This is a genomic window from Variovorax sp. M-6 (genome assembly GCF_052114385.1).
GTDB lineage: Bacteria > Pseudomonadota > Gammaproteobacteria > Burkholderiales > Burkholderiaceae_C > Variovorax.
Genome location: NZ_JBFREQ010000004.1, coordinates 172179 through 196702 on the forward strand (window position 1 = coordinate 172179; position 24524 = coordinate 196702).

At 69.3% G+C, this 24524-nt stretch carries 21 protein-coding genes and 1 riboswitch; of the genes, 14 read left to right on the plus strand and 7 right to left on the minus strand.

Features of this window, described 5'->3' with window-relative positions; translation table 11 throughout:
* Positions 1-12: 12 nt before the first annotated feature.
* From AB4Z46_RS06680 to cysS, 5 genes are all read right to left on the minus strand, one after another.
* On the minus strand, positions 13-1281 hold the full coding sequence (locus AB4Z46_RS06680) for an aspartate kinase (protein ID WP_442282692.1): 1269 nt from the start codon (positions 1279-1281) through the stop codon (positions 13-15).
* An 85-nt stretch (positions 1282-1366) separates the two neighbouring features.
* A complete protein-coding gene (gene tilS / locus AB4Z46_RS06685) occupies positions 1367-2317 on the minus strand; it encodes a tRNA lysidine(34) synthetase TilS (RefSeq protein ID WP_442282693.1) in 951 nt (316 codons plus the stop codon).
* Positions 2318-2354: 37 nt separating this feature from the next.
* Complete coding sequence (locus AB4Z46_RS06690; protein WP_442282694.1) at positions 2355-3335, minus strand: acetyl-CoA carboxylase carboxyltransferase subunit alpha; 981 nt, start codon at positions 3333-3335, stop codon at positions 2355-2357.
* 16 nt (positions 3336-3351) lie between these two features.
* Positions 3352-3999, minus strand: a complete 648-nt coding sequence (locus tag AB4Z46_RS06695; protein WP_442282823.1) for a DNA-3-methyladenine glycosylase family protein — start codon at positions 3997-3999, stop codon at positions 3352-3354.
* Positions 4000-4016: 17 nt separating this feature from the next.
* A complete protein-coding gene (cysS, locus tag AB4Z46_RS06700) occupies positions 4017-5393 on the minus strand; it encodes a cysteine--tRNA ligase (RefSeq protein WP_442282695.1) in 1377 nt (458 codons plus the stop codon).
* 193 nt (positions 5394-5586) lie between these two features.
* On the opposite strand from cysS, the gene AB4Z46_RS06705 reads away from it, so the two are divergent.
* From AB4Z46_RS06705 to AB4Z46_RS06725, 5 genes are all read left to right on the plus strand, one after another.
* Positions 5587-6177, plus strand: coding sequence for a tetratricopeptide repeat protein (locus tag AB4Z46_RS06705; protein WP_442282696.1), 591 nt, complete (start codon positions 5587-5589; stop codon positions 6175-6177).
* 97 nt (positions 6178-6274) lie between these two features.
* Positions 6275-6814 carry a peptidylprolyl isomerase gene (locus AB4Z46_RS06710; protein ID WP_442282824.1) on the plus strand — a complete coding sequence of 180 codons (540 nt, stop codon included), beginning with the start codon at positions 6275-6277 and terminating at the stop codon, positions 6812-6814.
* Positions 6815-6828: 14 nt separating this feature from the next.
* On the plus strand, positions 6829-7338 hold the full coding sequence (locus AB4Z46_RS06715) for a peptidylprolyl isomerase (protein ID WP_442282697.1): 510 nt from the start codon (positions 6829-6831) through the stop codon (positions 7336-7338).
* Between the two features lie 54 nt (positions 7339-7392).
* A complete protein-coding gene (locus tag AB4Z46_RS06720; protein ID WP_442282698.1) occupies positions 7393-8172 on the plus strand; it encodes a UDP-2,3-diacylglucosamine diphosphatase in 780 nt (259 codons plus the stop codon).
* The gene (locus AB4Z46_RS06725; protein ID WP_442282699.1) at positions 8172-8966 is read left to right on the plus strand and encodes a zinc-dependent peptidase; all 795 of its coding nucleotides are present in this window, start codon (positions 8172-8174) and stop codon (positions 8964-8966) included. Before AB4Z46_RS06720 ends, AB4Z46_RS06725 begins: the two co-directional genes overlap by 1 nt.
* A gap of 36 nt (positions 8967-9002) precedes the next feature.
* Here AB4Z46_RS06725 and AB4Z46_RS06730 read toward each other — a convergent pair whose 3' ends face one another.
* A complete protein-coding gene (locus tag AB4Z46_RS06730) occupies positions 9003-11837 on the minus strand; it encodes a DUF349 domain-containing protein (protein ID WP_442282700.1) in 2835 nt (944 codons plus the stop codon).
* 90 nt (positions 11838-11927) lie between these two features.
* Positions 11928-15737 carry a DUF748 domain-containing protein gene (locus tag AB4Z46_RS06735; protein ID WP_442282701.1) on the minus strand — a complete coding sequence of 1270 codons (3810 nt, stop codon included), beginning with the start codon at positions 15735-15737 and terminating at the stop codon, positions 11928-11930.
* 591 nt (positions 15738-16328) lie between these two features.
* On the opposite strand from AB4Z46_RS06735, the gene AB4Z46_RS06740 reads away from it, so the two are divergent.
* The 9 genes from AB4Z46_RS06740 (at position 16329) to AB4Z46_RS06780 (ending at position 24511) form a co-directional block, all read left to right on the plus strand.
* On the plus strand, positions 16329-17159 hold the full coding sequence (locus tag AB4Z46_RS06740) for a transglycosylase SLT domain-containing protein (RefSeq protein WP_442282702.1): 831 nt from the start codon (positions 16329-16331) through the stop codon (positions 17157-17159).
* A gap of 37 nt (positions 17160-17196) precedes the next feature.
* Positions 17197-17325, plus strand: a riboswitch (ZMP/ZTP riboswitch).
* Between the two features lie 41 nt (positions 17326-17366).
* The gene (gene glyA, locus AB4Z46_RS06745) at positions 17367-18611 is read left to right on the plus strand and encodes a serine hydroxymethyltransferase (RefSeq protein ID WP_442282703.1); all 1245 of its coding nucleotides are present in this window, start codon (positions 17367-17369) and stop codon (positions 18609-18611) included.
* Between the two features lie 175 nt (positions 18612-18786).
* On the plus strand, positions 18787-19230 hold the full coding sequence (nrdR, locus tag AB4Z46_RS06750) for a transcriptional regulator NrdR (protein WP_442282704.1): 444 nt from the start codon (positions 18787-18789) through the stop codon (positions 19228-19230).
* 206 nt (positions 19231-19436) lie between these two features.
* Positions 19437-20003, plus strand: a complete 567-nt coding sequence (locus AB4Z46_RS06755; RefSeq protein ID WP_442282705.1) for a GspH/FimT family pseudopilin — start codon at positions 19437-19439, stop codon at positions 20001-20003.
* Positions 19997-20536, plus strand: coding sequence for a type IV pilus modification PilV family protein (locus AB4Z46_RS06760; RefSeq protein ID WP_442282706.1), 540 nt, complete (start codon positions 19997-19999; stop codon positions 20534-20536). The genes AB4Z46_RS06755 and AB4Z46_RS06760 overlap by 7 nt, the downstream gene beginning before the upstream one ends.
* Positions 20523-21305 (plus strand): PilW family protein, encoded by a 783-nt coding sequence (locus AB4Z46_RS06765; RefSeq protein WP_442282707.1) that lies wholly within the window; start codon positions 20523-20525, stop codon positions 21303-21305. Before AB4Z46_RS06760 ends, AB4Z46_RS06765 begins: the two co-directional genes overlap by 14 nt.
* A 9-nt stretch (positions 21306-21314) precedes the next feature.
* Complete coding sequence (locus AB4Z46_RS06770) at positions 21315-21917, plus strand: pilus assembly PilX family protein (protein WP_442282708.1); 603 nt, start codon at positions 21315-21317, stop codon at positions 21915-21917.
* 3 nt (positions 21918-21920) lie between these two features.
* A complete protein-coding gene (locus AB4Z46_RS06775; RefSeq protein ID WP_442282709.1) occupies positions 21921-24086 on the plus strand; it encodes a pilus assembly protein in 2166 nt (721 codons plus the stop codon).
* Complete coding sequence (locus AB4Z46_RS06780) at positions 24083-24511, plus strand: type IV pilin protein (protein ID WP_442282710.1); 429 nt, start codon at positions 24083-24085, stop codon at positions 24509-24511. Before AB4Z46_RS06775 ends, AB4Z46_RS06780 begins: the two co-directional genes overlap by 4 nt.
* The last annotated feature ends 13 nt before the right edge of the window (positions 24512-24524 follow it).

The window sequence follows — 24524 nt, forward strand, 5'->3', positions numbered from 1 at the left end:
ATTATGCCACGTTCAAGCGCTCGGCTGATCCAGATCGAAGGCTTTGTGCAGCGCGCGGACCGCGAGTTCCATGTATTTTTCGTCGATCACGACCGAAGTCTTGATCTCGCTGGTCGAGATCATCTGGATGTTGATGCCCTCTTCGCTCAGCACGCGGAACATCTTGCTCGCCACGCCGACGTGGCTGCGCATGCCGATGCCGACGATGCTGACCTTGCAGATCTTGGTATCGCCCACGATGTCGGCCGCGCCCAGCGTGGGCAGCACCTTGTCCTTGAGCAGGTCGATCGCCTTGGCGTAGTCGTTGCGATGCACCGTGAAACTGAAGTCGGTGCGACCGTCCTTGCTCAGGTTCTGGATGATCACGTCGACCTCGATGTTGGCATCCGCGATCGCGCCGAGGATGTGGTACGCGATGCCCGGCTTGTCGGGCACGCCAAGCACCGAGATCTTGGCTTCGTCGCGGTTGAAGGCAATGCCGGATACGACGGCTTTTTCCATGTTTTCGTCTTCCTCGAAAGTGATCAGCGTGCCGGACTTGGCTTCTTCCTCGATGTCGATGTCCCAGGGCGTGAAGCTCGACAGCACGCGCAGCGGCACCTTGTACTTGCCGGCGAATTCGACCGAGCGGATCTGCAGCACCTTGGAGCCCAGGCTCGCCATCTCGAGCATTTCCTCGAAGCTCACGGTCTTGAGCCGGCGCGCGTCGGGCTCCACGCGCGGGTCGGTGGTGTAGACGCCGTCGACGTCGGTGAAGGTCAGGCACTCGTGGGCCTTCAGCGCCGCCGCGATCGCCACCGCCGAGGTGTCGCTGCCGCCGCGCCCCAGGGTGGTGATGTTGCCGCCCTCGTCCACGCCCTGGAAGCCGGTGATGACGACGACGCGGCCGGCGTCCAGGTCGGCGCGCACGCGCTCGTCGTCGATGCTCTCGATGCGCGCCTTGGTGTAGGCGCTGTCGGTCTTGACCTGGACCTGCCAGCCCGCGTAGCTCACGGATTCCAGACCCTCGGCCTGCAGCGCGATCGCCAGCAGGGCCGATGAAGCCTGCTCGCCGGTGGCGGCAAGCATGTCGAGTTCGCGGGCGTAGGCGGTGCCGGCATTGCCGGGCGCCAGTTCCTTGGCCAGGCCGAGCAGGCGGTTGGTCTCGCCGCTCATGGCGCTCGGGACCACGACCATCTGGTGGCCGGCGCGCGCCCATTTGGCGACGCGTTTGGCGACATTGCGGATGCGCTCGGTCGAGCCCATCGACGTGCCGCCGTATTTATGAACGATCAATGCCATGGGTGAAGTCAAAGAGAAGGGTTCGGACGCCGCAATGCCGGCGTCCGTGCGCCCGCCGAGCCGAACTCAGCGCCAAGGCTGCGGGCTACGACAAGGGCGAAGCATTGTACCAACGCAGCACCCCGCCCTCCCGCTCGACCCGCCCGGCCGCGATCTTGAGGTGGATCCGGTGCCCCCGCGTGCTGCAGGCGGCGATCTGCGACTGCAACTGCAGAAGCTGCGCCTCGCTTGGGACCGCGCCATGGTCGCGCCGCAGCCAGTGGCGCAGCGCATTGGCCAGGCGCTCCTGCGGCAGCGCCCGCAGCACGGCCAGCGCCGGCGGCGAACCGGCCTCGGCCAGATCCTGCTCGGCCAGGCCCGCGAGCAGGACGGAGGCCCTGGCGGCATTGCGCGCCGAGCGCGCAAAGGTGTCGCGGTATTGCGGCAGCGCCGCCTGCAGGGCCGGCAGCAGCAGCCGGCGGATCCGGTTGCGCGTATAGCGCAGGTCGCTGTTGCTCGGGTCTTCGACATGGGCCACGCCGGCGGCGGCAAGCCATTCGCGCAGCGCATCCGCCCGGAGTTCCAGGAGCGGCCGGTGGAAGCTCACGCCGTGCCGCTCCATGCGGCGCGGCATCCCGGCCAGCCCGTCGAGCCCGGCGCCGCGGCCGAGCGCGATCAGCATCGTCTCGACCTGGTCATCGGCGTGCTGGGCCAGCGCCACATGCCGCAGCCCCTGCGCCAGTGCCAGCGCCGCCAGCGTGGCGTAGCGAGCGCGGCGCGCGGCATCCTCCGGGCTCTCGCCGGTCGCATGGCGGGCATCGACACGGGCCGCGTGCAAGGGCACGCCCAGGGCCGCGCAGGTGGCCGCGCAATGGCTTTCGAAGCGATCGGCTGCCTGCTGCAGCCCGTGGTGCACGTGCAGCGCATGCACCTGCCCCGGCCAGCGCGCGGCGGCGGCATGGAGCAAGGCGGTGGAATCGGCGCCGCCGCTGTAGGCGACCGCCAGAGGCAGCGGCGCCGGCCAGGCCGCGAGTGCGTGGACGGCGGGGTTTTCCATGGCGACGGGCGAAACGGCGGCCAGCGGCCGCGGCGCCCTACTTGCCGCTGTCGGCCTTGGTGTCGGCGAAGCGGCCGTAGCTCTGCAGCCGCTCGTAGCGGCGGTTCAGCAGATCCTTGGTCGACAGATCGCTGACCTGGCGGAACGCATCGTTGAGCGCGCGCTTGAGAAAGGCCGCCATCTGGCGGTGGTCGCGGTGCGCGCCGCCGACCGGCTCGTTGACGATCTTGTCGACCAGCCCGAGCGCCTTCAGGCGGTGCGCCGTGATGCCCAGTGCATCCGCGGCTTCCTGGGCGCGATCGCTGGTTTTCCAGAGAATCGAGGCGCAGCCTTCGGGGCTGATCACCGAGTAGATCGAGTACTGCAGCATCACCAGCTGATCGCCGACCGAGATCGCCAGCGCGCCGCCGGAGCCGCCCTCGCCGATGATGGTGACGATGATCGGCACCTCCAGTTGCGCCATCTCGAAGATGTTGCGGCCGATGGCCTCCGACTGGCCGCGCTCCTCGGCGTCGATGCCCGGGTAGGCGCCCGGCGTATCGACGAAGGTGAAGACCGGCAGCTTGAACTTCTCGGCCGTCTTCATGAGCCTGAGCGCCTTGCGGTAGCCCTCGGGCTTGCTCATGCCGAAGTTGCGCGCGGTGCGCTCCTTGGTGTCGCGGCCCTTCTGGTGGCCCAGCACCATGCAGGGCGTGCCGTTGAAGCGCGCCAGGCCGCCGACGATCGACAGGTCGTCCGAGAAATGGCGGTCGCCATGCAGCTCGACGAAGTCGGTGAAGATCTCGTTCACGTAGTCGAGCGTGTAGGGGCGCTCGGGATGACGGGCGATCTTGGTGATCTGCCAGGGCGTCAGGTCGCTGTAGATGTCCTTGGTGAGCTGCAGGCTTTTCTTGCCCAGCTGATCGATTTCTTCAGAGATGTCGACCGCGGATTCGGTCTGTACATAACGCAGTTCTTCGATCTTGCTTTCGAGCTCGGCCACGGGCTGCTCGAAGTCGAGAAAGGTTCGTTTCGCCAACGTCTTCTCCTGTTATTCAATATGCGACCGGTAGCGGGTCGAGCGATCGCCAAATATACCAAGTCGCCACGCTGCAGTAGGGTGCCCAGGCGACCGCCACCTCGCGGGCGTCGCTGCGGCTGACCGGATCACCCGAAAAATAGTTCTGGCTGATGCCGCTGATCAGGCCGGGGTCGTCCAGCGGTAGCACGTTGGGCCGCATCAGGTGGAAGATCAGGAACATTTCGGCGGTCCAGCGCGAGATGCCGCGGATGGCAACCAGCTCCGCGATGATCATCTCGTCGGACATATTCTCCCAGGCATCGACATGCACCGCGCCCGAGTCGAAATGGATCGCCAGGTCGACCAGGTATTCGACCTTGCGCGCCGACAGGCCGGCGCCGCGCATGTCGTCGACCTTGAGCTTCAGCACGCTGGCCGGCGTCAGCTTGCGCGGCAGCTCCACGAAGCGGCGCCATACGGTCTGCGCCGCCGGCACCGAGATCTGCTGGCCGACGATGCTGCGTGCGAGCGTCGTGAAGGCGTCGCCGCGCGACTCCAGGCGAACGTCGCCGAAGCGCGGAATCAGCCGCTTCATGACGCGGTCTTTCCGGGCCAGGTGCTTGCAGGCCTCCTCCCAGTAGTCGGGCGTGAAGACCTGGACGACCGGCTCTTTGGCGGCCATGGTGCGGGCGGCGGCGCTCACTGCGCCGAGGTCCAGGTGGTGCCGCTCGCCGAATCCTTCAGCACGATGCCCTGGGCCAGCAGCTCGTTGCGGATGCGGTCGGCCTCGGCGAAGTTCTTCGCCGCCTTGGCATCGGCGCGCTGCTGGATCAGGGCCTGGATGGTGGCCTCGTCGAGCGTGCTGCCGGCCTGCAGGAAGGCCTGCGGGTCGGATTGCAGCAGGTTCAGGCAACCGGCCAGCGCCTTCAGCAAGCCGGCCGCCTCGCCCGACTGCGTGCGATTGACCTCGCCCGCCAGGTCGAACAGCACGGCCACGGCTTCGGGGGTGCCGAAATCCTCGTCCATTGCCGCCTTGAAGCGCGCCGCATAGGGGTTTCCCCAGTCGATCGCCACCGGCGCCGGCGGCACCAGGGCGAGCGCGTTGTACAGCCGCCGGAGCGAATTGCGCGCATCGGCCAGATGCACGTCGCTGTAGTTGAGCGGGCTGCGGTAGTGCGCCCGCACGACGAAGAAGCGCACCGTTTCGGCATCGAACTTCTTCAGCACGTCGCGGATCAGGAAGAAGTTGCCCAGGCTCTTGGACATCTTCTCGTCGTCGATGTTGATGAAGCCGTTGTGCATCCAGGTGCGCGCCAGCGGCTTGCCGTTCGCGCCTTCGCTCTGCGCGATCTCGTTCTCGTGGTGCGGGAACTGCAGGTCGGCGCCGCCGCCGTGGATGTCGAGGGTCTCGCCGAGCAGCTGGCAGGCCATGGCGGAGCACTCGATGTGCCAGCCGGGACGGCCGGCGCCGAACTCGCTGGCCCACTTGACCTCGTCGGGCTCGGCCGGCTTGGCGCTCTTCCAGAGCACCGGATCGAGCGGGTCGTCCTTGCCGTCGAGCACGGCCACGCGCTCGCCGGCATGCAGCTCGTCGAGCGTCTTGCCGCTGAGCTTGCCGTAGCCCGGAAACTTGCGCACGGCGTAGTTCACGTCGCCGTTGGTCGAGCGGTAGGCCAGGCCCTTCTGCTCGAGCGTGGAGATCATCGACAGCATCTGCGGAACGAATTCCGTGGCGCGCGGCTCGTGCGTAGGCCGTTCGATGCCGAGCGCGTCGGCGTCCTCGTGCAAGGCGTCGATCATGCGGTCGGTGAGCGCCCGGATGCTCTCGCCGTTCTCGACCGCGCGGCGGATGATCTTGTCGTCGATGTCGGTGATGTTGCGCACGTAGTCGACCGCAAGGCCCGAGGTCTTGAGCCAGCGCTGCACCACGTCGAAGGCGATCATCGAGCGCGCATGGCCCAGGTGGCAGTAGTCGTAGACCGTCATGCCGCAAACGTACATGCGCACCCTGCCGGGTTGCAGTGGGGAAAACTCCTCCAGTTCACGCGAGAGCGTGTTGTAGATGCGAAGACTCATGAGGCTCGGAAACGTCGATTCGCGCACGTGCTGGAACGGGCGAATGATGGGGTTTTTCAGGGGTGACGGGGGGTGTGGCGACGAACGGCTGGAGATGGCCCCTCGGCTACAATCACGCCCAGTATAAACGGCCACCGCCGGATGTTTTCCGCGTGTTTACGAGGCCCGCGTCCCCTCCTACTCTCGAGGCTCCATGCAGCACGCCGCTTTCTCCCCCTTCTTCATGCCCCGCGCCTTCCGGATCCTCGCTGCACTCCTGCTCGCGCTGCTGGTCGGCGCCGCCCACGCCGACGACTACGCCGACGTCAACACGCTGCTGCGCCAGGGCAAGGCCGACCAGGCGCTGGCCAAGGCCGACGCCTACATCGCCGGCAAGCCGCGCGACCCGCAGATGCGCTTCCTGCGCGGCGTGATCCTGACCGAACAGGGCAAGCAGGCCGACGCGGTCGCGGCCTTCACGGCGCTGACGCAGGATTTCCCCGAGCTGCCCGAGCCCTACAACAATCTGGCCGCGCTCTATGCCGCCCAGAGCCAGTTCGACAAGGCGCGGGCCGCGCTCGAGATGGCGATCAAGCTCAATCCCGACTACGCGACCGCGCACGAGAACCTCGGCGACGTCTACGCACGGCTGGCGGCCCAGTCCTATGACCGGGCCCTGAAGCTGGAAGCCGGCAACGCGACGGTGCCGCCGAAGCTCGCGCTGGTGCGCCAGATGTTCGGCGCGCCGGTCTCCGCGGCCCTGCCGCCGGCGACACCGGCCGTGCGCAAGCCGGTGCGCAACTGACCCCTTTCCAGACCGCGCCGAGGCGCATCCATCCGAAAGCGATCCACCCGTGATTCTTCAAGCCCTTTCGCGCCGCCGGGCGCTGGTCCTGGCCGCCATGCTGGCCGTCGCCGGAAGCGCCGCCACCAGCTGGGCGCAGAGCGCGCCGCGCGTCAAGCTCGCCACCTCGGCCGGCGACATCGTGATCGAACTGGCGCCCGACAAGGCCCCCAAGACGGTCGAGAACTTCCTGCAGTACGTCAAGGACAAGCAGTACGACGGCACGGTGTTCCACCGCGTCATCGACGGCTTCATGATCCAGGGCGGCGGTTTCACGCCCGACCTGAAGCAGAAGGCGACCCGCGCGCCGATCCCGCTCGAGGCCAAGAACGGCCTCAAGAACGCGAAGTACACGATCGCCATGGCGCGCACTTCGGACCCGAACTCCGCCACCGCGCAGTTCTTCATCAACGTGAAGGACAACACCATGCTCGACGCGCCGAACCCCGACGGCCACGGCTACGCGGTGTTCGGCAAGGTGGTCTCGGGCACCGACGTGGTCGACAAGATCCGCGCCGCCCCCACGGGTATCAAGGCCGGCATGCAGGACGTGCCGGTCGAAACCATCACCATCCAATCCGCCACCCTGGCGAAGTAAACAAAGGAACCCCCATGAGCAACCCGCAAGTCGAACTGCACATCAAGGACAAGGGCGTCATCACGCTCGAACTCGACCAGGACAAGGCCCCCAAGACGGTCGAGAACTTCCTCGCCTACGTGACCAAGGGTCACTACGACAACACGGTGTTCCACCGCGTGATCCCGGGCTTCATGGTCCAGGGCGGCGGCTTCGAGCCCGGCATGACCCAGAAGCCCACCGGCGCCGAGATCCAGAACGAGGCCAACAACGGCCTCAAGAACGACAACTACACGGTCGCCATGGCGCGCACCAACGCGCCCCACTCGGCCACCGCGCAGTTCTTCATCAACGTGGCCGACAACGCCTTCCTGAACCACACGGCACCTTCGGCCCAGGGCTGGGGCTATGCGGTGTTCGGCAAGGTCGTCGGCGGCAAGGAAGTGGTGGATGCGATCAAGGCCGCCAAGACCGGCCGCAAGGGCTTCCACGACGACGTGCCGCTCGAGGACGTCGTGATCGAGAAGGCCGTCGTCAAGGCCTGAGCCGCTGGGCCGCTCCCGAGGCGAAGACCCAGTGCGAAGCACGAAGGTTGCGGAATGTCCCTGACACCGCGCATGGCGCCCTTCGCCGAGATCGTCGCGCCCTCGGCCTGGCGCACGGTCGACCTCATCTCCGACCTGCACCTGCAGGCCGGGGAGCCCGCCACCGTCGACGCCTGGCAGGGCTACCTCGACACCACGCCGGCTGATGCCGTGTTCATCCTCGGCGACCTGTTCGAGGTCTGGGTCGGGGACGACGCCGCCGCCCTGCCCGGCTTCGAGGCGCAATGCGCCGAGGTGCTGCGCGCGGCATGCGCGCGGCGGCCGGTCTTCTTCATGCACGGCAACCGCGACTTCCTGGTCGGTGCAGACTTCGCGGCGCGCTGCGGCATGACGCTGGTCGCCGATCCGACGGTGCTGGTGCTGCACGGCGAGCGCTGGCTGCTGAGCCATGGCGACGCGCTGTGCCTCGAGGACACCGAGTACCTGCGTTTCCGGGACCAGGTGCGCACGCCCGAGTGGCAGCAGGCGCTTCTGGCCCGCCCGCTCGAGGAGCGCCGCACGCTCGCGCGTTCCGTGCGGGCCCAGAGCGAAGACCGCAAGCGCAGCCCCGACATGGTCTGGGCCGATGTCGATGCCGATGCCGCGCGCGCCTGGCTGCGGCAGGCCGGCGCCAGCGTCCTGGTGCATGGCCACACCCACCGGCCGGCCATCCACGATCTCGGACAAGGCCTGCGCCGCATCGTGCTGAGCGACTGGGACGCGGCGGCACATCCGCCGCGCGCCCAGCTGCTGTGCCTGTCGAGCACCGGCGCCCGGCGCGTCGACCTGCGCTGATGTTCGGCTGGCTGCGCCGGCTGCGCGCCCCCCCTCGCCTGCCCGAGGCCGCCTGGCAAGCCACACTGGCACGCTACCCCTTCCTGGCCGAACGGCCGGCGGCCGACCTCGAGCGCTTGCGCGAACTGGCCGCGGCCTTTCTTCGCGACAAGGAATTCCACGGCGCGCACGGTTTCGTCATCACCGACGAGGTGGCGCTGGCGGTCGCCGCCCAGGCCGTGCTGCCGGTGCTGCACCTGAAGGGCGGCCTCAACTGGTACGACGATTTCGTCGGCATCGTGGTGCACCCCTCCGAGGTGGTGGCCCACCGCACGACCACCGACGCCACCGGCGTGGTGCACCAGTACGACGAGATCGTCGCCGGCGAGGCCATGGACCGCGGGCCGGTGATGCTGAGCTGGCAGGACGTGCTGGCCAGCAGCGTCACGCGGGCCGACGGCTACAACGTCGTGATCCACGAGTTCGCCCACAAGATCGACATGCGCAGCGGCGCGGCCGACGGCTGTCCGCCGCTGCCAACGGGCTTCCTCGGGACGCGCAGCGCGCGAGAGGCGCGCGCCGCCTGGTTCGCGGTGCTGCAGCCGGCCTACGAGGCCCTGCGCGAGAAAACCATCCTGGCCGAGCGCTTCGGCGGCGAGGCGCCCTGGCTGGACCCCTACGGGGCCCAGTCGCCGGCCGAGTTCTTCGCCGTCGCGTGCGAGGCCTACTTCGTGAACCGCTCGGCGCTGCAGGCCGAGTTCGGGGCGTTGGTCGGACTGTTCGACGCCTTCTTCACAGCGCCGCAGAGCCGCTGAACACCGGTTGCCCCGCCCGGGGCAACCGTGCCGTCGTCACTTGCGCAGCAGCGCCTTGAGGGCGTTCTGCAGCCGGCGCGCGGAAGCCGCATCGTGGCTGGCGGCCAGCACCTTGCCGGCGTCCTGGCCCCAGGTCTGTTCGGGCGTCGGGTCGCCGCGCCGGGTCAGGAGCTTGAGCTGCAAGGCGCGGCGGGCGTCGAGCTGCTCGGCCGGCGTCGGCACTTCGGCCGCCATTTCGAGGCGCAACAGCGCCTCGGCCGCTTCGGCCGGCTGGGCCGAGGGCGTGGCGCCCAGGGCCTGCGACCAGCCGCTGCGCACCGCCGGCGTCACGGCGCGGCCCAGTTCCTGAACGCTGGGCAGTTGCGCGGCGTCGCGCTTTTCCCAGGCACCGAGCACCTGCGTGAGCGCCTCGCCATGGGCTTGCGAAGCCAGCTTGCGCAGCGCGAAGTCGGCGCGTTCGAGCGCTTCGCGCTGGGCCCGGAAAGCGGCATCGCCCAGGCGGGGGCCGCGATCCTCGAAGCGCGGCGGGCGGTCGCCGAAGCGTCCCCCACCGGCGGGCGCGCCCCGGTCGCCGGGACGCGGTGGCCGATCCCCCGTGCGGCCGCCCGGGCCAGCGGGGCCGCGACCATCGCGTCGATCGCCGAACTTGCCGCCGCGCCCCGCGGGCAGGGCCTCGGCTTTCTTGTTGCCGGGCCGGTCGTCGCCGCGCACCGCGATCACCGGCTTCGGGGCCGGCTTGGGCGCTGGCGCCGGGCTGGCCGGCACCGCTTCGGCATCGGAACGTGCGGAAGGATCGGCACCATCGGCCGGCGCGACGAGGTCGGGCGCGGGCGAAGCAGCGTCCGCGGCCGCAGCGACAGGCTGYGCCTCGGCGTCCTCGGGTGCAGGCGCCTGCTCGGCGCTTTCGCCGAACTCGGCCGCAGCCTGGCCCGGAGCCACCACTTCGGTCGCTCCCATGGCGGGTCCGTCGGCGGCCGTCGCCGGTGCCGGCGCCGCGGCCTTGGGTGCTGGCGGTGGCGCTTCTCCGCGCAGCGCGGCTTCAAGCTGGGCCACCGCGGCGCGGATCTTCTGCGCATCACCCGTGTTGTTGGCCGCCTCGAGCGCCTTGGAGGCGTTCAGCACGTGCCGGTCGTGATCGCTCATCGCGGCCGAGACCTTTTCGCGCTCGGCGGTCTTGCGGTTGAAGGCCTCATCGATCGGGGCCCTGAAGGCATCCCAGAGCTTTTGTTCGTGGCGGCGATCCAGCGGCACCGACTGCGCCTCCTGCTGCCAGCGCTGCTGCAGCGCCTTGACCGCATCGATGCGCAGCATCGGCGCGGCGCCGAGTTCGGCCGCCTCGGCGATCATGGCCTGGCGGCGCTCGACGCTGGCTTTTTGGGCCGCTTCGAAGGGCGCGCGGGCGGCACCGAAGGCTTCGTTCCACAGGGCCTGCAGTTCGGCAAAGACCTTTTCGCCGACATGGCCTGCATCGCGCCAGCGATCGGCGAACTGGTGCAGCGCGCGGTTGTGCGCCTTCAGGTCCGACGCCTGGGCATGTTCGGCCGCCCACGCCTTGACTTCCTCGATCAACGCGGTGCGCAGCGCACGATGCTCGGCGGCGTCGGCGCGGACCTTCTCGAGCCAGGCCTCGACCACCTTGTGGGCTTCGTTGCAGGCTTCGTCGAAACGCTTCCAGAGCGCGTGGTTGGGCACGCCCCCCTGGTCGGATTGCTTCCATTGCTCGCGCAGGGCGCGCAGGGTTTCCTGCATCTTGCGGCCCCCGAGCGCCTGGCCTTCGGGCCGCTTGAGCAGGCCTTCGGCCTTGGCGACCAGGTCTTCGCGCACCTTGTCGGCGCTCCAGCGCTGCCAGCCTTCGAGCTCGCCCGCCGCCACCAGGGCCGCATGGACCCGGGCCTCGAGCGGCGGCTCGACCAGCTTGCCGTGTTCCTTGAGCACCGCGCGCAGCGCAGCCGCCGCGCCGGCGCTGGCCTTGCCATGGCCTTCGGCGGTTTCCTGCTCGAGCTTGGCGAGCGCGGCCTGCACCGCGTCCTGCGCCGCGGCACGCTTCTCCGGATCGACCTTGGGAGCCGCCGGCCTGGCCGCTGCCGCGGGCGGCGCGGCTTCGGGCGTGCCGCCACGGGCCACGCGCAGCTCGTCGGCCCAGACGGGCACCGGCGGCAACGGTGCTGCGGCATCCGCCGCGGCGGCCACGGCCAGCGCCAGTGCGCCGTTGAAGGCATCGGAAACCACCAGCAGCTGTGCTTTGGAGGATTCGAGTTGCGGCGCGAAACGGGCGTCCAGGCTGCTCCAGTTGGCGTCGGCCGTGATTTCGGCGGCCTGCTGCTGCCAGTGGGCGACGTCGGCGCGCAGCGCTTCCTCGACGCCCTGGGCATCGCGCCAGCTCTTGGTCGAGAGCACCTCGAAGCGCTGTGCCAGCAGCACCGCCGCCTCGCGATGCACCTGCGCGCGATGCTGCAGGTCCTCGATCCCCTTCACGCGCTCGGCCAGCCGGGCCTTGAAGCCTGCGAGCGGCTCGCGCGAGAGCGGCGCACCGGCCTTGGCGGCATCGCGCTGCCAGGCCAATGCATCGGCAATGTTGAGTTTTGGCTGGGCCAGCAGGGCCTCGGCCTTGTGCGCCCATTCGACGGCGATCGCCTCCTGCCCCTTGGCGCGCTTGAGCTCGTCGAGCTTCTCGCGCAGCAACCGGGCGGCGCCCTTGTCGCGGCCGCTCAGTTCCTTGAAGACGTCCTGCATCTGCTCGGGCGACGGGTTGGCCGCGAGCCAGTCCCGGATGCGCTGGGCGCGCTCGCCCGAAGTGGGCGCGGTGAAGGCGCCTCCGGTCAAGGTATCGAGGGACTGGAGGTCGTGAGGCTTGGAGGAAGTTGAAGTCACTGAGCGAATGTCGTTATCTTTAGGGAAAAAGCGAGGCGCCGGCAATTGCCGGCGCAGGGCTCCATTTTCACCGACTTGCGGCGGTCCGGGTCAACGGGTCGCCAGTTTCAGTTCGGCACCGGGTTTCCAGTCGGCGCCTTCGGCCTTGGTGCGCACCGCGCCAAGGAACAGGCGTTCGCTGGGCAGCTTCTGCTCCAGCAGGTAATCGCGCGCCGCGGCGCCGCGCTCCACGGCCAGCTGCCGCATCGACTCCTCGTCGACCGCGATGCTGGCCAGCAGCAGATTCTCCATCTCCTGGGTCGGCAGGTCCTTGGCCAGGCCGACCATGTTGCGCGGCTTGGTCACCTCCGAGCGCTTGTAGACCGCGGCCAGCAACTCCGGATACTCGGCGTCGGTGACCGGACCGACCTCGGCCGCGTCCTTGCCGGCGCGCACCGCGGCGCGGCGCTTCTCGACCTGCGTCAGCGCGCGCAGGCGCTGGCGCTGGTAGGCGTCGCGCTCCTTCTCGAGGCTCGAGGTGCCGATCACCGTCATCTGCAGGGCCGGACGGTCGTTCAGCGCCTTGGCCACCTTGTCGAGGTTTTCCTTCGCCTCCTTGGACAGCTCCGAGCTGCCCGGCGCGAAGGCGATCGTGCTGGCGTCGCCGCCGCCGCCGCCGAAACCACCGGTCAGCAAGGCGAAGGGTGCGGTGGCGGCCTTGGCGATCAGGTTGACGATCGCCTTCATGATCAGCGGGCCGACGCTGAACTGCGGGTCGTTGATCGACCCCCGCAGCGGCAAGTCGATGTCGATCACGCCGTTGCGGTCGGCCAGCAGCGCCACCGCCAGCCGCACCGGCAGGCTGGCCGGCGCGCCCTCGACCGGCTCGCCGAACTGCAACTGGTTCAGCACCAGCTTGTTGGCCGCGGTCAGCGTGCCGTCGGGCGCGATCTTGTAGTTGACGTCCATGCTGAGCTTGCCGCGCTCGATGCCGTGGCCCGCAAAACGGATCGTGTAGGGTGACAGCGGCGGCAGGTCGAGCTCTTTCATCCGGGCCGTGATGTCGAGCTCGAGCGGCTTGACCAGCGGGTTCAGCTTGCCGGTGATCTCGAGCGATGCCGTCTGCTGGGCCTTGCCGCGCAGTTCGAGGTCGGCCAGGACCGGCTGGTCGCCCTGGGGCCTGGACGAAAAGGCGCTCAACCTGCCGGTCAGCTCGGTCAGGTCGGCCGAGTAGTTGGGCTTGACGAACAGGTCGGAGAAGTCGATCCGCCCATTGACCAGGCTCATCGGCCCGAAGGTGATGACCGGTGCCGGGCCGCGGTCGGCCTCGGCCGGTGCTGCGGCCGCCACCGGCGCTGCAGCACCGCCGCCGACCATCAGTTCCGCCGGCGGCGCCGGCGACACCGGAGCGGCCGGGCGCGCCGTGCGCGGGCGGCTGGTGGTCGTGGTGGTGCCGCCCAGGCTGCGCTTGGTCTCGACAGCGACGGCCGGCGCTTCCCCTTCCACCGGTTGCCCCGGCTGCTTGACCAGGTACAGCAGATTGAGCTTGCCGGTCGGATCGATGATGACGCGGGCGAAGAAGTCGCTCAGCGAGGTCTCGCGCACATCGACCGTGAGCGGCGTGCCCGGCACCATGTTCACCTGCAGGCCGCGCAAGCCCAGGGTCTTCCAGCTCAGCAGTTGCCGGTTGGTCGAGGGACCTGGCGCCTGCGTCAGCACCACGCTGTTGGCGCGGAAGTCGTCGACGGCCGTGTCGCCGGCCAGGCGCACGCTCATGCCCGCGGGCAGGGTCGCGACCTTGACCGTGCCCCGGTAGCTCGCGAAGGCGCGACGGATGTCTATATTGAGTGCGTCCGCGTAGTAGGCCTTGAAGGCATGGGCCGGCAGCGAGGCCAGCACCAGCCGGCCTTCGGCCGCGATCGGCTTGAGCACCAGGTTGCCGTCGTACTCGAAGCGGCCGGGCTCCGCGCGACCGGCGGCGATGCGCCCGGACAGCTTGAGCGGCGACACCGTGGCCGTATCCGGCGTGACCTTCTGCGCGTTCAGCTTGAGCGCGCTGATCTCGAAGGCCACCGGCGTGGCGCCGGCATTGTCGGCATAGGACAGCGTGCCGTTGTCGACCGCCAGCGTGCCGATGGCCAGCGCCCACGGCTTCGTGTTGGCGCCCTGGGGCACGCCCTCGCCCGCCCTCGGATTCTTGGGCGCAGCGACCTTCGCATTCTCGGCCGCGCCCTGGCTGCTGTCCGCAGGCACCTTCAGCCAGCGCTCGAACATCCAGCGCTTCTGGTCGTCGCGCTCGATGCGCACCTTCGGGTTCGAAGCCGTGAACGAGGCGATCGACAGCGTGTGCTTCGTCATGTCGACTTCGGCATCGACCAGCTCGAAGCGGCCGACGCTCGCCAGCGCGGTCTTCTCCTGAGTCAGCGCCAGTCCCTCGGCCACCACGCTGCGGGCCTTGAACCTGAGATCGGGGCTGGCCCACTCGACATCGATCTTGCCGCTCAGCTTGCCGTCCAGGGTGGGTTCCAGGCTCTGGGCCAGGTAGGGCGCAGCCAGCGACAGCGGCAGCGCATCGACCTCGGTTTTGACCTTGGCCTGCTTGTCGGTGGCCGCGCCGCTGAACTTGAGCGCGGCGCCGCCGATCGAGCTCGAGCCACTGAAGGTGGCCGGTTTCTCCATCGGCCAGGTCACCGCCTGGACCTCGATCGCCAGTTGCTTGACGTCGATGGCGGCGGCAGGCTGGGTGGTCTGGTCGCGCCAGCCAACCCGGCCGTCGCTCAGGGCCACCTTGTCGACCTGGACCCGCCAGGGCAGCGGCTCGGCCGCCTTGGCCGCGCCGTCGTCCGCTGGCGCCGGGACCGGGACCGACGCCACCTTCTCGCTCGCGCCGGTGGCAGGATCGGTCGCCAGCAGGTTGAGCCGTCCGCCCGCGTCGCGCGCCACGACGAGGTCCGGCCCGGCCAGCGCCACTTCGCCCAGGTGGACCACCCGCTCCAGTGGCCGGACGTCGGCCAGACCGATCTTCAGCGAATCGAAGCCCAGCAGGTCGCGCCCCTTCGAATCGGCCAGCTTGATGCCATTGGCGGCGATGCTGCCGGTGATCTTGAGCCCCGTCGTGGCGGCCTGCTCGAACTCGATCTTGAGGTCGGCATCGAGCTTGCCCGCCTGCAGCGCCACCGGCAGGCCGCCCGGGATGTAGCCCAGGTAGGGCACCAGGTCCAGCCCCTGGAAATTGATATGCGCGTCGGTCTTGCGGTTGTCGGCAAAGGGCGTCGTCTGCGCCGCCGAATCGAACTTGCTGCCGTTCAGGACGAAAGCCAGCTTCGGTTCGGTCTTGATCTCGCGCTGGGAGGCCAGGTTGCTGAGGAAGGGCACGCTGAGTGCGAAATCGCGCAGCTCATGCCTGCGCTTGACCGCCTCGTCGGTGAAATCGAAGGCTCCGTCGGTGATCGCAATGTTGTAGATGGCGAAACGCGGCGGCCCCTTCTTGGGCGCATCGGGCGGTTCCGGAGCCGGCGTGAGCCTGGCCAGGATGTCGTCGATGTCGTAGCGGCCATCGGCCAGGTGCGTCAGCTGGATCGCCGGTGCCTCGATCCTGACCGCGTCGATCACCGGCGCCAGGCGCAGGATCGACTGCAGTTCGGCATCGGCATAAATGCGCTTGACCGCCACTTGCGGCTGAGTGCCGTCGGCGGTGGCGATGCGCAGGTCGTGCACTGCGACTTCGAGCGTCCAGGGCTTGAAGTCGATCTTGCCCACCGTGACCTGCCGCCCCAGTTTCTCGCTGGCGATCTTCTGCACCTGTCCCTTGACGATCGGCGGCACTGCGAGCCACGCGATCAGCCAGACGGAAAGCAGGACCAGCAATGCCAGGACCCCGCGCCGCACCCATTTGTTCTGTTTCAGCAAAGCAGCATTCATCGAGGGGGAGTGTGCCCCAAACGCCATTCGATGCCCAAATGAGAAAGCCCGGCGACTCGACGCGAAGTCGTGCCACCGGGCTCGATGGCGGGCGCAACGCCCATGCCATCCTTTCGCTCGACCGGAAGTTCAATCGTTCCAGTCATGCTGGCAGCAAGAGATTGCCACCGTTGGGCCTCAGCCGCTGAACCGTTGGATTGCTCCTTCGGCCACTGGACCTTGGTAGACGCCTGAAAGCTCAGGCATCTGCAGCGTAGGCGTTGGGCGAAGAGTTTGCAAATCGCGTTTTCAATGGGCCTCACCGCTCCGATTCGCGCACTATTTCATACATTTTTTACATCTAAATTGGAATAACAAGCCTAGTTGTTATTCTTGACCGGGTATTTAGCGACTTCTAGAATGCCAATCTTTCCCGGATCGCAAGGCGGCCGGGCTCTCCGAATCCGCTGCCGGCATCTGTCGGCTTGATCAGGCGGCCGCGCTCTCTCCCCTGTTCGCGCGGACCTGATTCGTACCAATCCAAGCGCCGCTTCCCTTTCTGCTTTCGTCCCCGTGGCGTTGCGAACGGGTGCCGCACAGAAAGGAAGAGCGATGAACCAAGCGTTTGACGCCACAGCCCGTGGGCTACGGACCTTCGTGTCCGACGTAGTCGACGGCTTCTTCGAAATCACGCACAACAGTTTCGCCCTGCTGGGGCTGGCGACCGTGTTCGCGGTGCTGGCGCTGGCCGCCCGCCCCGACCTGCGCCAGACCGGCGAGGAGCAACTGATGGGCTGGCTGCAGTCGCGCAAGCCGGCACCCGAAGCCACCGACCTCGAACCGACCGCGATCGAGCGCACCACCGCGGCCAGCCCGCACGTGCTGCCGAAGCAACAGGCCGCGGTCGCCTACTGGTTGAGCAAGAAATACCGCGTGGCGGCCGAACCGTTGAGCGCCCTGGTGGCCGAAGCCTTCGAACTCGGCAAGAAGACCAAGCTCGATCCGACCCTGATCCTCGCGATCATGGCGGTCGAATCCAGCTTCAATCCCTTCGCCCAGAGCCAGGTCGGCGCCCAGGGCCTGATGCAGGTCATGACCCGCGTCCATGGCGAGAAGTACGAAAGCGCAGGCGGCACGCTGACCGCCTTCGACCCGGTGACCAACATGCGCGTGGGCGTGAAAGTGCTGCAGGAATGCATCGCCCGCGCCGGCTCCCTCGAAGGCGGTCTGCGCTACTACGTCGGCGCCGCCAACCTGGCGGACGACGGGGGCTATGCGAGCAAGGTGCTGGCCGAGCACGAGCGGCTGCGGCAGGTCGCCGCCGGTCGCACCCCGGCGGCCACGCCGCCGACGCTGCGGGCCAACCCGGTCCAGGTGGTCGCGCCTCCGGCGCCGAAGCGCACCGAACCCGATCCGCAGGTCGCCCTTCTGGGTGATTCCTAGGTCTTTGGCGGCGGCGCTCGCCGTCGTCGGCTACACTCGGCCGGCACGCGACTGGCGATAGGCGCAACCCTTTTCAGGTGCATTGCGCTGACGTGGACTACCACTGGGAAGCGTGCCGCCTGCGGTCTTAGTGGCAGGTGTTCAGCCGTTCGCCTGGGCAGCCCTTGTTTGGTTGAAGAACAAGGACCATTGTCTTGAAGGACTGCCATGTACCACCGCAACATCCTGGTCGAACAGACCGATCCTGAAATCTGGGCCGCCATCCAGGCCGAGAACGCCCGCCAGGAACATCACATCGAGCTGATCGCCAGCGAGAACTACGCCTCGCCGGCCGTCATGGCCGCCCAGGGCTCGCAGCTCACCAACAAGTATGCCGAGGGCTACCCGGGCAAGCGCTACTACGGCGGCTGCGAGCATGTCGACGTGGCCGAGCAACTGGCCATCGACCGCGTCAAGCAGCTGTTCGGCGCCGATGCCGCCAACGTGCAGCCGCACTGCGGCGCCTCGGCCAACGAAGCCGTGATGCTGGCCTTCCTGAAGCCCGGCGACACCATCATGGGCATGAGCCTGGCCGAGGGCGGCCACCTGACCCACGGCATGCCGCTCAACATGAGCGGCAAGTGGTTCAACGTCGTGAGCTACGGCCTGGACGCCAAGGAAGAAATCGACTACGACGCGATGGAGCGCAAGGCGCGCGAGTCGATGCCCAAGCTGATCATCGCGGGCGCCTCGGCCTACTCGCTGCGCATCGACTTCGAGCGCTTCGCCAAGGTCGCCAAGGACATCGGCGCGATCTTCATGGTCGACATCGCGCACTACGCGGGTCTTGTGGCCGCCGGCGTGTACCCCAATCCGGTTCCGCATGCGGACGTGGTCACGTCCACCACCCACAAGAGCCTGCGCGGCCCGCGCGGCGGCATCATCCTGATGAAGTCGCAGCACGAGAAGGCGATCAACAGCGCCATCTTCCCGGGCCTGCAGGGCGGCCCGCTGATGCACGTGATCGCGGCCAAGGCCGTGGCCTTCAAGGAAGCGCTGTCGCCGGAATTCAAGGCCTACCAGCAGCAGGTGGTCAAGAACGCGCAGATCGTCGCCGAAACGCTGACCCAGCGCGGCCTGCGCATCGTCAGCGGCCGCACCGAGAGCCACGTGATGCTGGTCGACCTGCGCGCCAAGGGCATCACCGGCAAGGAAGCCGAGGCGGTGCTGGGCGCAGCCCACATGACGATCAACAAGAACGCGATCCCCAACGACCCCGAGAAGCCGATGGTCACCAGCGGCGTGCGCATCGGCACGCCGGCGATGACCACCCGCGGCTTCAAGGACGAGGAAGCGCGCGCCACCGCCAACCTGATCGCCGACGTGCTCGAGAGCCCGCGCGATGCAGCGAACATCGACGCGGTGCGCGCCAAGGTGCATGCGCTGACCAGCCGCTTCCCGGTCTACAAGTAAACATGGCCCCCACGCTCCGCACTGCGTGTCGTCGCTGCCCCCCGGGGGGGCGCTGCCCGCCTTGGGGCGGCCCGGCGGCGGGCGGAGCCCCCACGCTCCGCACTGCGTGTCGTCGCTGCCCCCCAGGGGGGCGCTGCCCGCCTTGGGGCGGCCCGGCGGTGGGCGGGGCCGCCGCATGAAGTGCCCCTTCTGCGGCCACCTCGAAACCCAGGTCGTCGAGACCCGGGTGTCGGAAGACGGCGACTTCGTGAGGCGCCGACGCCAATGCGGCGCCTGCGACAAGCGCTTCACCACCTACGAGCGGCCGGACGTCAACTTCCCGGTGGTGGTCAAGAAGGACGGCAGCCGCGCCGACTTCAACACCGCCAAGGTGCGCGCCTCGATGATGCTGGCGCTGCGCAAGCGGCCGGTGAGCATCGAGCAGATCGACAACGCGCTGCTGCGCATCGAGCAGAAACTGCTGTCCAGCGGGCTGCGCGAGATCGAATCGACCAAGGTCGGCGAACTCGTGATGCGGGAACTCAAGCGGCTCGACAAGGTGGCCTACGTGCGCTTCGCGTCGGTGTACCGGAGTTTCGAGGACGTCGACGAGTTCAGGCAGTTGCTCAGGGATATCTGAGGCCGCTGCGCCCAAGGAGCCGCAGGCCGCTTTGGGGCGGCCCGGGGCCGGCCAGACCCTGAGGCCGCCGGGCGCGTTTGGATTGCAGCCAACTTTGTCCTGAATCGTTGCTGCCGCCCGCCGTCCGACCGCCTGGCCCGAAGACCGGGCCGGTGGGCCGCCGGAAGTCGCGCGGAGGCGCTGGTGCTTCTAGCATTCGGCGCGTCATGCCCGGCTCCGTCCCTCTTCAACCTTCACTTCCCGCTACGCCGCTGGCCGGTTTCACGCTGGTCGAGCTGCTGGTGGTGCTCGCGATCGTCGCGATCCTCGCCGGGTTCGCGATGCCGGGCTTCGGCCGGGCCCTCGAGCGCTACCGTTTGCGCAGCGCCGAAGAAGACCTCCGCTCCGCGATCCACGTCGCGCGGTCGGAAGCGCTCCGCCGCGGCGGCCGCGTCACCCTGCGCCGGGCATCGGCGGCCGGATGTACGCCCCGCGACGACCAGGACTGGAGCTGCGGCTGGATGGTCTTCGAGGACGGCGACAGCAATGGCCAGCGCGATCCCGGCGAGGCCCTGATCCAGTCCTGGCCACCGCTGCGCGGCGTCGAGGCGACGGTGTTCGTGCCCAGCCCCTCGACCTATTTGAACCTGAACCGATGGGGCCGCTTTCACAACCTGGGCGCCTTCAGGTTCACGCTGAAGCCCCCGGGCAGCACCGACCGCACGGCCGCGCGGGTGCTGTGCATGTCCTCCGCCGGCCGGCTCCAGACCCTCCAGGGGACCGACAAATGCTGAAGAACGCCGGCCGGCCCTACCGGCAGCGAGGCATCACGCTGCTCGAATCCCTGGTGTCGCTCGCGATCCTCGTGCTGGTCGCCTTCGGCTTGCTCGGCGTGCAGTTGCGCACCCTGGCCGATGCCCGGACCACCGTCCACCGCACGCAGGCCATCCGCCTGGTCGAGGATCTGGCCGAGCGCGTTCGCGCCCATCCCGGGCGGATGCGTCCCCTGCCGGCCGAAGCAGCGCAATGGGACCTGCCGCCGCCGCTGCCGGATTGCCGCACGACCGCCTGCGAGCCGACAGCGCTCGCGCGCTGGGAGATCGCACGCTGGAAGCAGGCGGTCGCGAGCGCACTGCCGCTGGGCCGCAGCGTGGTGTTCGAGATCACCGACAGCCCGCGGCAGCTGGGCGTGATGGTGGCCTGGCACGCCAACGCGAAGGGCCTCTCCGATCCGGCGCTCGACACGCCTTTCAGGGTTGACAGCCTGGCCGCGGGCGTGCGTTGTCCCGCCGGCCTCCTTTGTCATCTGGCCCATGTCCACCCCTGATGCCCGCCCTGGCCTGCGCCGCCGGCAACGGGGCTTGAGCCTGATCGAACTGCTCGCGGGCATGGCGATCGGCCTGCTGGTGATCGCGACCGCTTTCGGCACGCTGCTGCTGGCGCGCAGCGCCGCCGCCAGCGTCAGCGAACTCGGCCAGTTGCAGCAGCAGGGCTCGTACGCGCTGCACGTCATCGGCCAGCAGTTCCGCCAGGCCGGCTCACTGGAGCCGGTGCGCGACGAAACCACCGGGCTGCACGCCTTCGCGACCGAGGCCGCCGGGTCCGGGAATGCCGCGGCGGTGGTCTCCGGCACCCAGGGTGCGGACGGTGCCGGCGACAGCGTCTCGGTCGCCGTCGTGCGGGCCCGCTGGCCTGCGGCGAGCGGCTCGCAGAGGATCTGGGCCCAGTACGACTGCATCGGCGCCAACGTCGAAACCGAGAACCGGATCAGCGCGACCTTCTCGCTCGACGCCAAGGGACAGCTGACCTGCCGCAGCGCGAAAGGCCTGCAACCGGTGATCGGCAACGTCGCGGACTTCCGGGTCAGCTACCGGGTCGATACCGGCAGCGGCATCCAGGCCATGGACGCGGGGGCCGTCCAGCGCGCCAAGCTGTGGTCCGCAGTCACCGCCATCGAGGTCTGCCTGGACCTGGAGGGCAGCGAGATCAGCGCGGGCGCGTTCAAGGACTACCGTGGCTGCGCCGAGACCGACAAGCCGCGTGCCGGCCGCACGCACCTGGTCTTTCGCAACCTCTTCCATCTGCGCACCCGGTAGGAACGAGGCATGCACACCACGCTCTCCGCATGGCCGCAGCGCGGCTTCGCTTTGCTGGTGATGATGGTCACGGTCCTGCTGGTCACGATGCTCGTGCTCGCCGCCTCCCGCACCGCGCTGCTGGACGAGGCGGCGACCGGCAATGACAGCGATTTCCAGCGTGCCTTCGAGGCCGCGCAGGACATCCTGCGCGCCGCCGAGTCCGACATCCTGGGCGAAGGGGCCGGCATGCCCGGCGCTTTGGGCGGCGCGCGCCCCTACCCCGGAAGCCCTGCCGAGCTGCTCGCGCTGCAGGACCTGCTCGGCCGGCGCAGCCCCTCGTGCGCAGCCGGAATCTGCATCCCCGACCAGGTGCCGCCGCGCTTCTGGATCGACCACGTCGCGCTGGAGCGCATGAAGAAAGTCGCCGCGACCCGGCCGCGCGGCTGGTACTGGGTCGAGCTGCTGCCCTCCGACACAGCAGCGGCGACCGCAGGCGGCGCCGCCGAGCATTTCATGCCCGACGCCGCCCGGCCCTACATCTACCGGATCACGGTCGTGGCGATCGGGCGCAAGCCGACGACCCAAGCGGCGATCCAGACCACGCTGGTGCACAAGAAAACGAGGTCCTGAGCTATGAAATGGAGGTTCGCACTACAGACTGGGGGATTCGCCGCGGCGATCCAGGCCTGCGCTTTGCCGGCCCAGGGGCTCGACGCTTCGCCGGAATTGCTGCGGGCGACCGCGCAGGTGAGTTCGCTGGCCGCCAGTGCGCGCTCGAGCCACCACGAGGCCGCGTTGTTCGTGGCCGCCTACGACCCGCCCGGCTGGACCGGATCGGTCACCGGCTACCGACTCCGGCCCGGGAGCGCGGCCCTCGACACCGCCGGGCTGTGGGGCGACCTGCCCGCGACCGCGGCCAGCGACGCCGGGCCCGCCCGACCGGCACGGCCCCGCTCCACCGCCTCCCTGATGGATGCCCACGGCAGCGACTGGCCCGCTTCGCGCGTCGTGCTCTCGGCCCGAAGCCCGGGCGGCGGAGCGCCGGCGGCCGGCATCGCCTGGGCGTGGGCCGCGCTGTCCGAGACGCAGCGAACGGCACTCATGGCCCTCGGCGGCGGCCGCGCTCCGTCATCCGCGGACGAGGCGATGGCCCAGGATCGCCTGGCCTACCTGCGCGGAGACCGCAGCAAGGAACAGGGCGGCACTCCAGGCGGGCCTTGGCGCCGACGCACCTCCCGGCATGGCGGCATCGTGAATTCGAAGCTGTGGCACCAGACGGGGCCGCCGCCGGCCACCCACGCAACGGAAGGCCATGCGGGCTTCCGCCGCGCCCTGGGCCAGCGACCGTCGATGCTCTACGTGGGCGCCAACGACGGCATGCTGCACGGCTTCGACGCCGCGACCGGCGAGGAGAGATTCGCGTACGTGCCCGACGGCTTGCACGGCCGACTGGCGCAGCTCGCACGGCCGGACTACCGCCCCCAGCCCTTCGTCGACGGCTCGCCGCTGGCCGGCGACCTGTACCTCGGTGGCCCGGGCAGCAGCGATCCCGGCCTGTGGCGAACCTACCTCGCGGGCTTCCTCGGTGCCGGGGGCAGGGGCTACTTCGTCCTCGACGTCAGCGACCCGGCTGCGTTCGGTGGCGCCGAGGCCGCCCGCCTGGTGGTCCTGGACCGCACGGACACCGAAACCATGGACGAAGACATCGGCGAGATCCTGGGCGAGCCGGCGACCGAAGCCGGCGATCCTTCGATCAGCCGGCAGATCGCCCAGCTGAACGACGGCCGCTGGGCCCTGGTCACGGGCAACGGCGAGCGCAGCGCCAGCGGCAAGGCGGTGCTGCTGATCCAGTACCTCGACCGCGATCGGGAACTGCGCAAGATCATCGCCGCTCCAGGCCCCGCGAACGGGCTCGCCGTGCCGCGCCTGATCGACCTCGACGGCAACGGCACGGCCGATGTCGCCTACGCGGGCGACCTGCACGGCAACCTGTGGAAATTCGACCTTCGTTCGACCGCCGCCCGCGGCTGGGCGATGGCCTTCGACGGCGCGGCGCTGTTCGTGGCCCGCGACGCGTCGGCGGCGGCCGCGCGCCAGCCGATCACCACGGCGCCGGTCTGGAAGGCCCACCCGCAGGGCGGCCTGCAGATCGCCTTCGGGACCGGCCGCCGAAGCGCACCCGGCGACGGCTCGGAGCGCCAGGTGCAGACCATCTACGGCATCCATGACGACACGCCGATCCTGCGCCGCAGCGTGGCCGAGCGACGCGCGGGCGAGGCACCGCTGGATTTCGGAGCGGGCCAGGGCCCGGTCACCGGCGGCCGAAGCCGCCTGACGGCCCAGACCGTGCAAGTGGACGCAGCACAGGGCTCGGGCACCATCTCCTCCCACCCGGTGCCCTACGCAGGCCGCGAAGCACGGCGGGGCTGGCTCCTCGATCTGCCGCTGCCGGGCGAGCGGGTGCTGCAGAACCCGGGCTGGTTCGAGGGCGACCTGGTCGATGTCTGGAGCCAGGTGCCGGCAGTCCGCGCGAGTGCCGACACCGATCTCCCGCCGCCCGCCCGCCGCTACCGCACCACCCTCGACATCCTCAATGGCTCGGCGCCCCGGTCGACGCTCTACGCCCACCTGCCGTCCACGAGCAGCGGCCAGCCCTCGCGCGTGGAGGCCGGCCTGAGCGTGGGCATCCGCGACGGCAAGCTGGAGACGCCGGTGTCCGCGCCCGGCACGCCGGCGCCGCCGCCCATGCAGCAGCTCGACAGCATCCTGCTGCGCCCGGGCTGGCGCCAACTGCAATGACAACCCGGCGCCCGCGCGGCTTCACGATCACCGAGGTGCTGGTGGTCGTCGCGCTGATCGCCCTCCTCGCAGCGGTCGCGCTACCGGCTTACCAGACCTACCTGCAGCGCAGCCTGCGCGCCGAGGCCCGCGCCGGGCTGCTGCAGGCGGCCCACTGGCTCGAGCGCGTCGCGACGGCCACGGGCCTCTATCCGGCGGACGCCGCCGACTTTCCGGAAGCGCTCCAGCGCGTGCCGTCGGGCGCCTATCGGATCGGCTTCGAGCCCGCGGACGCGCAAGGCAGCGGCTACACTTTGACCGCACGTCCCCAGGGCGCCCAGGCCGCCGACCGGTGCGGCGGCTACACGCTCGACCAGGCCGGTGTGCGGGGGCTTGCCGTTCCCGGCGCTTCGGACGAACTCAAGGCGGCGTGCTGGAACCGCTGAAGCCCCCACCCGA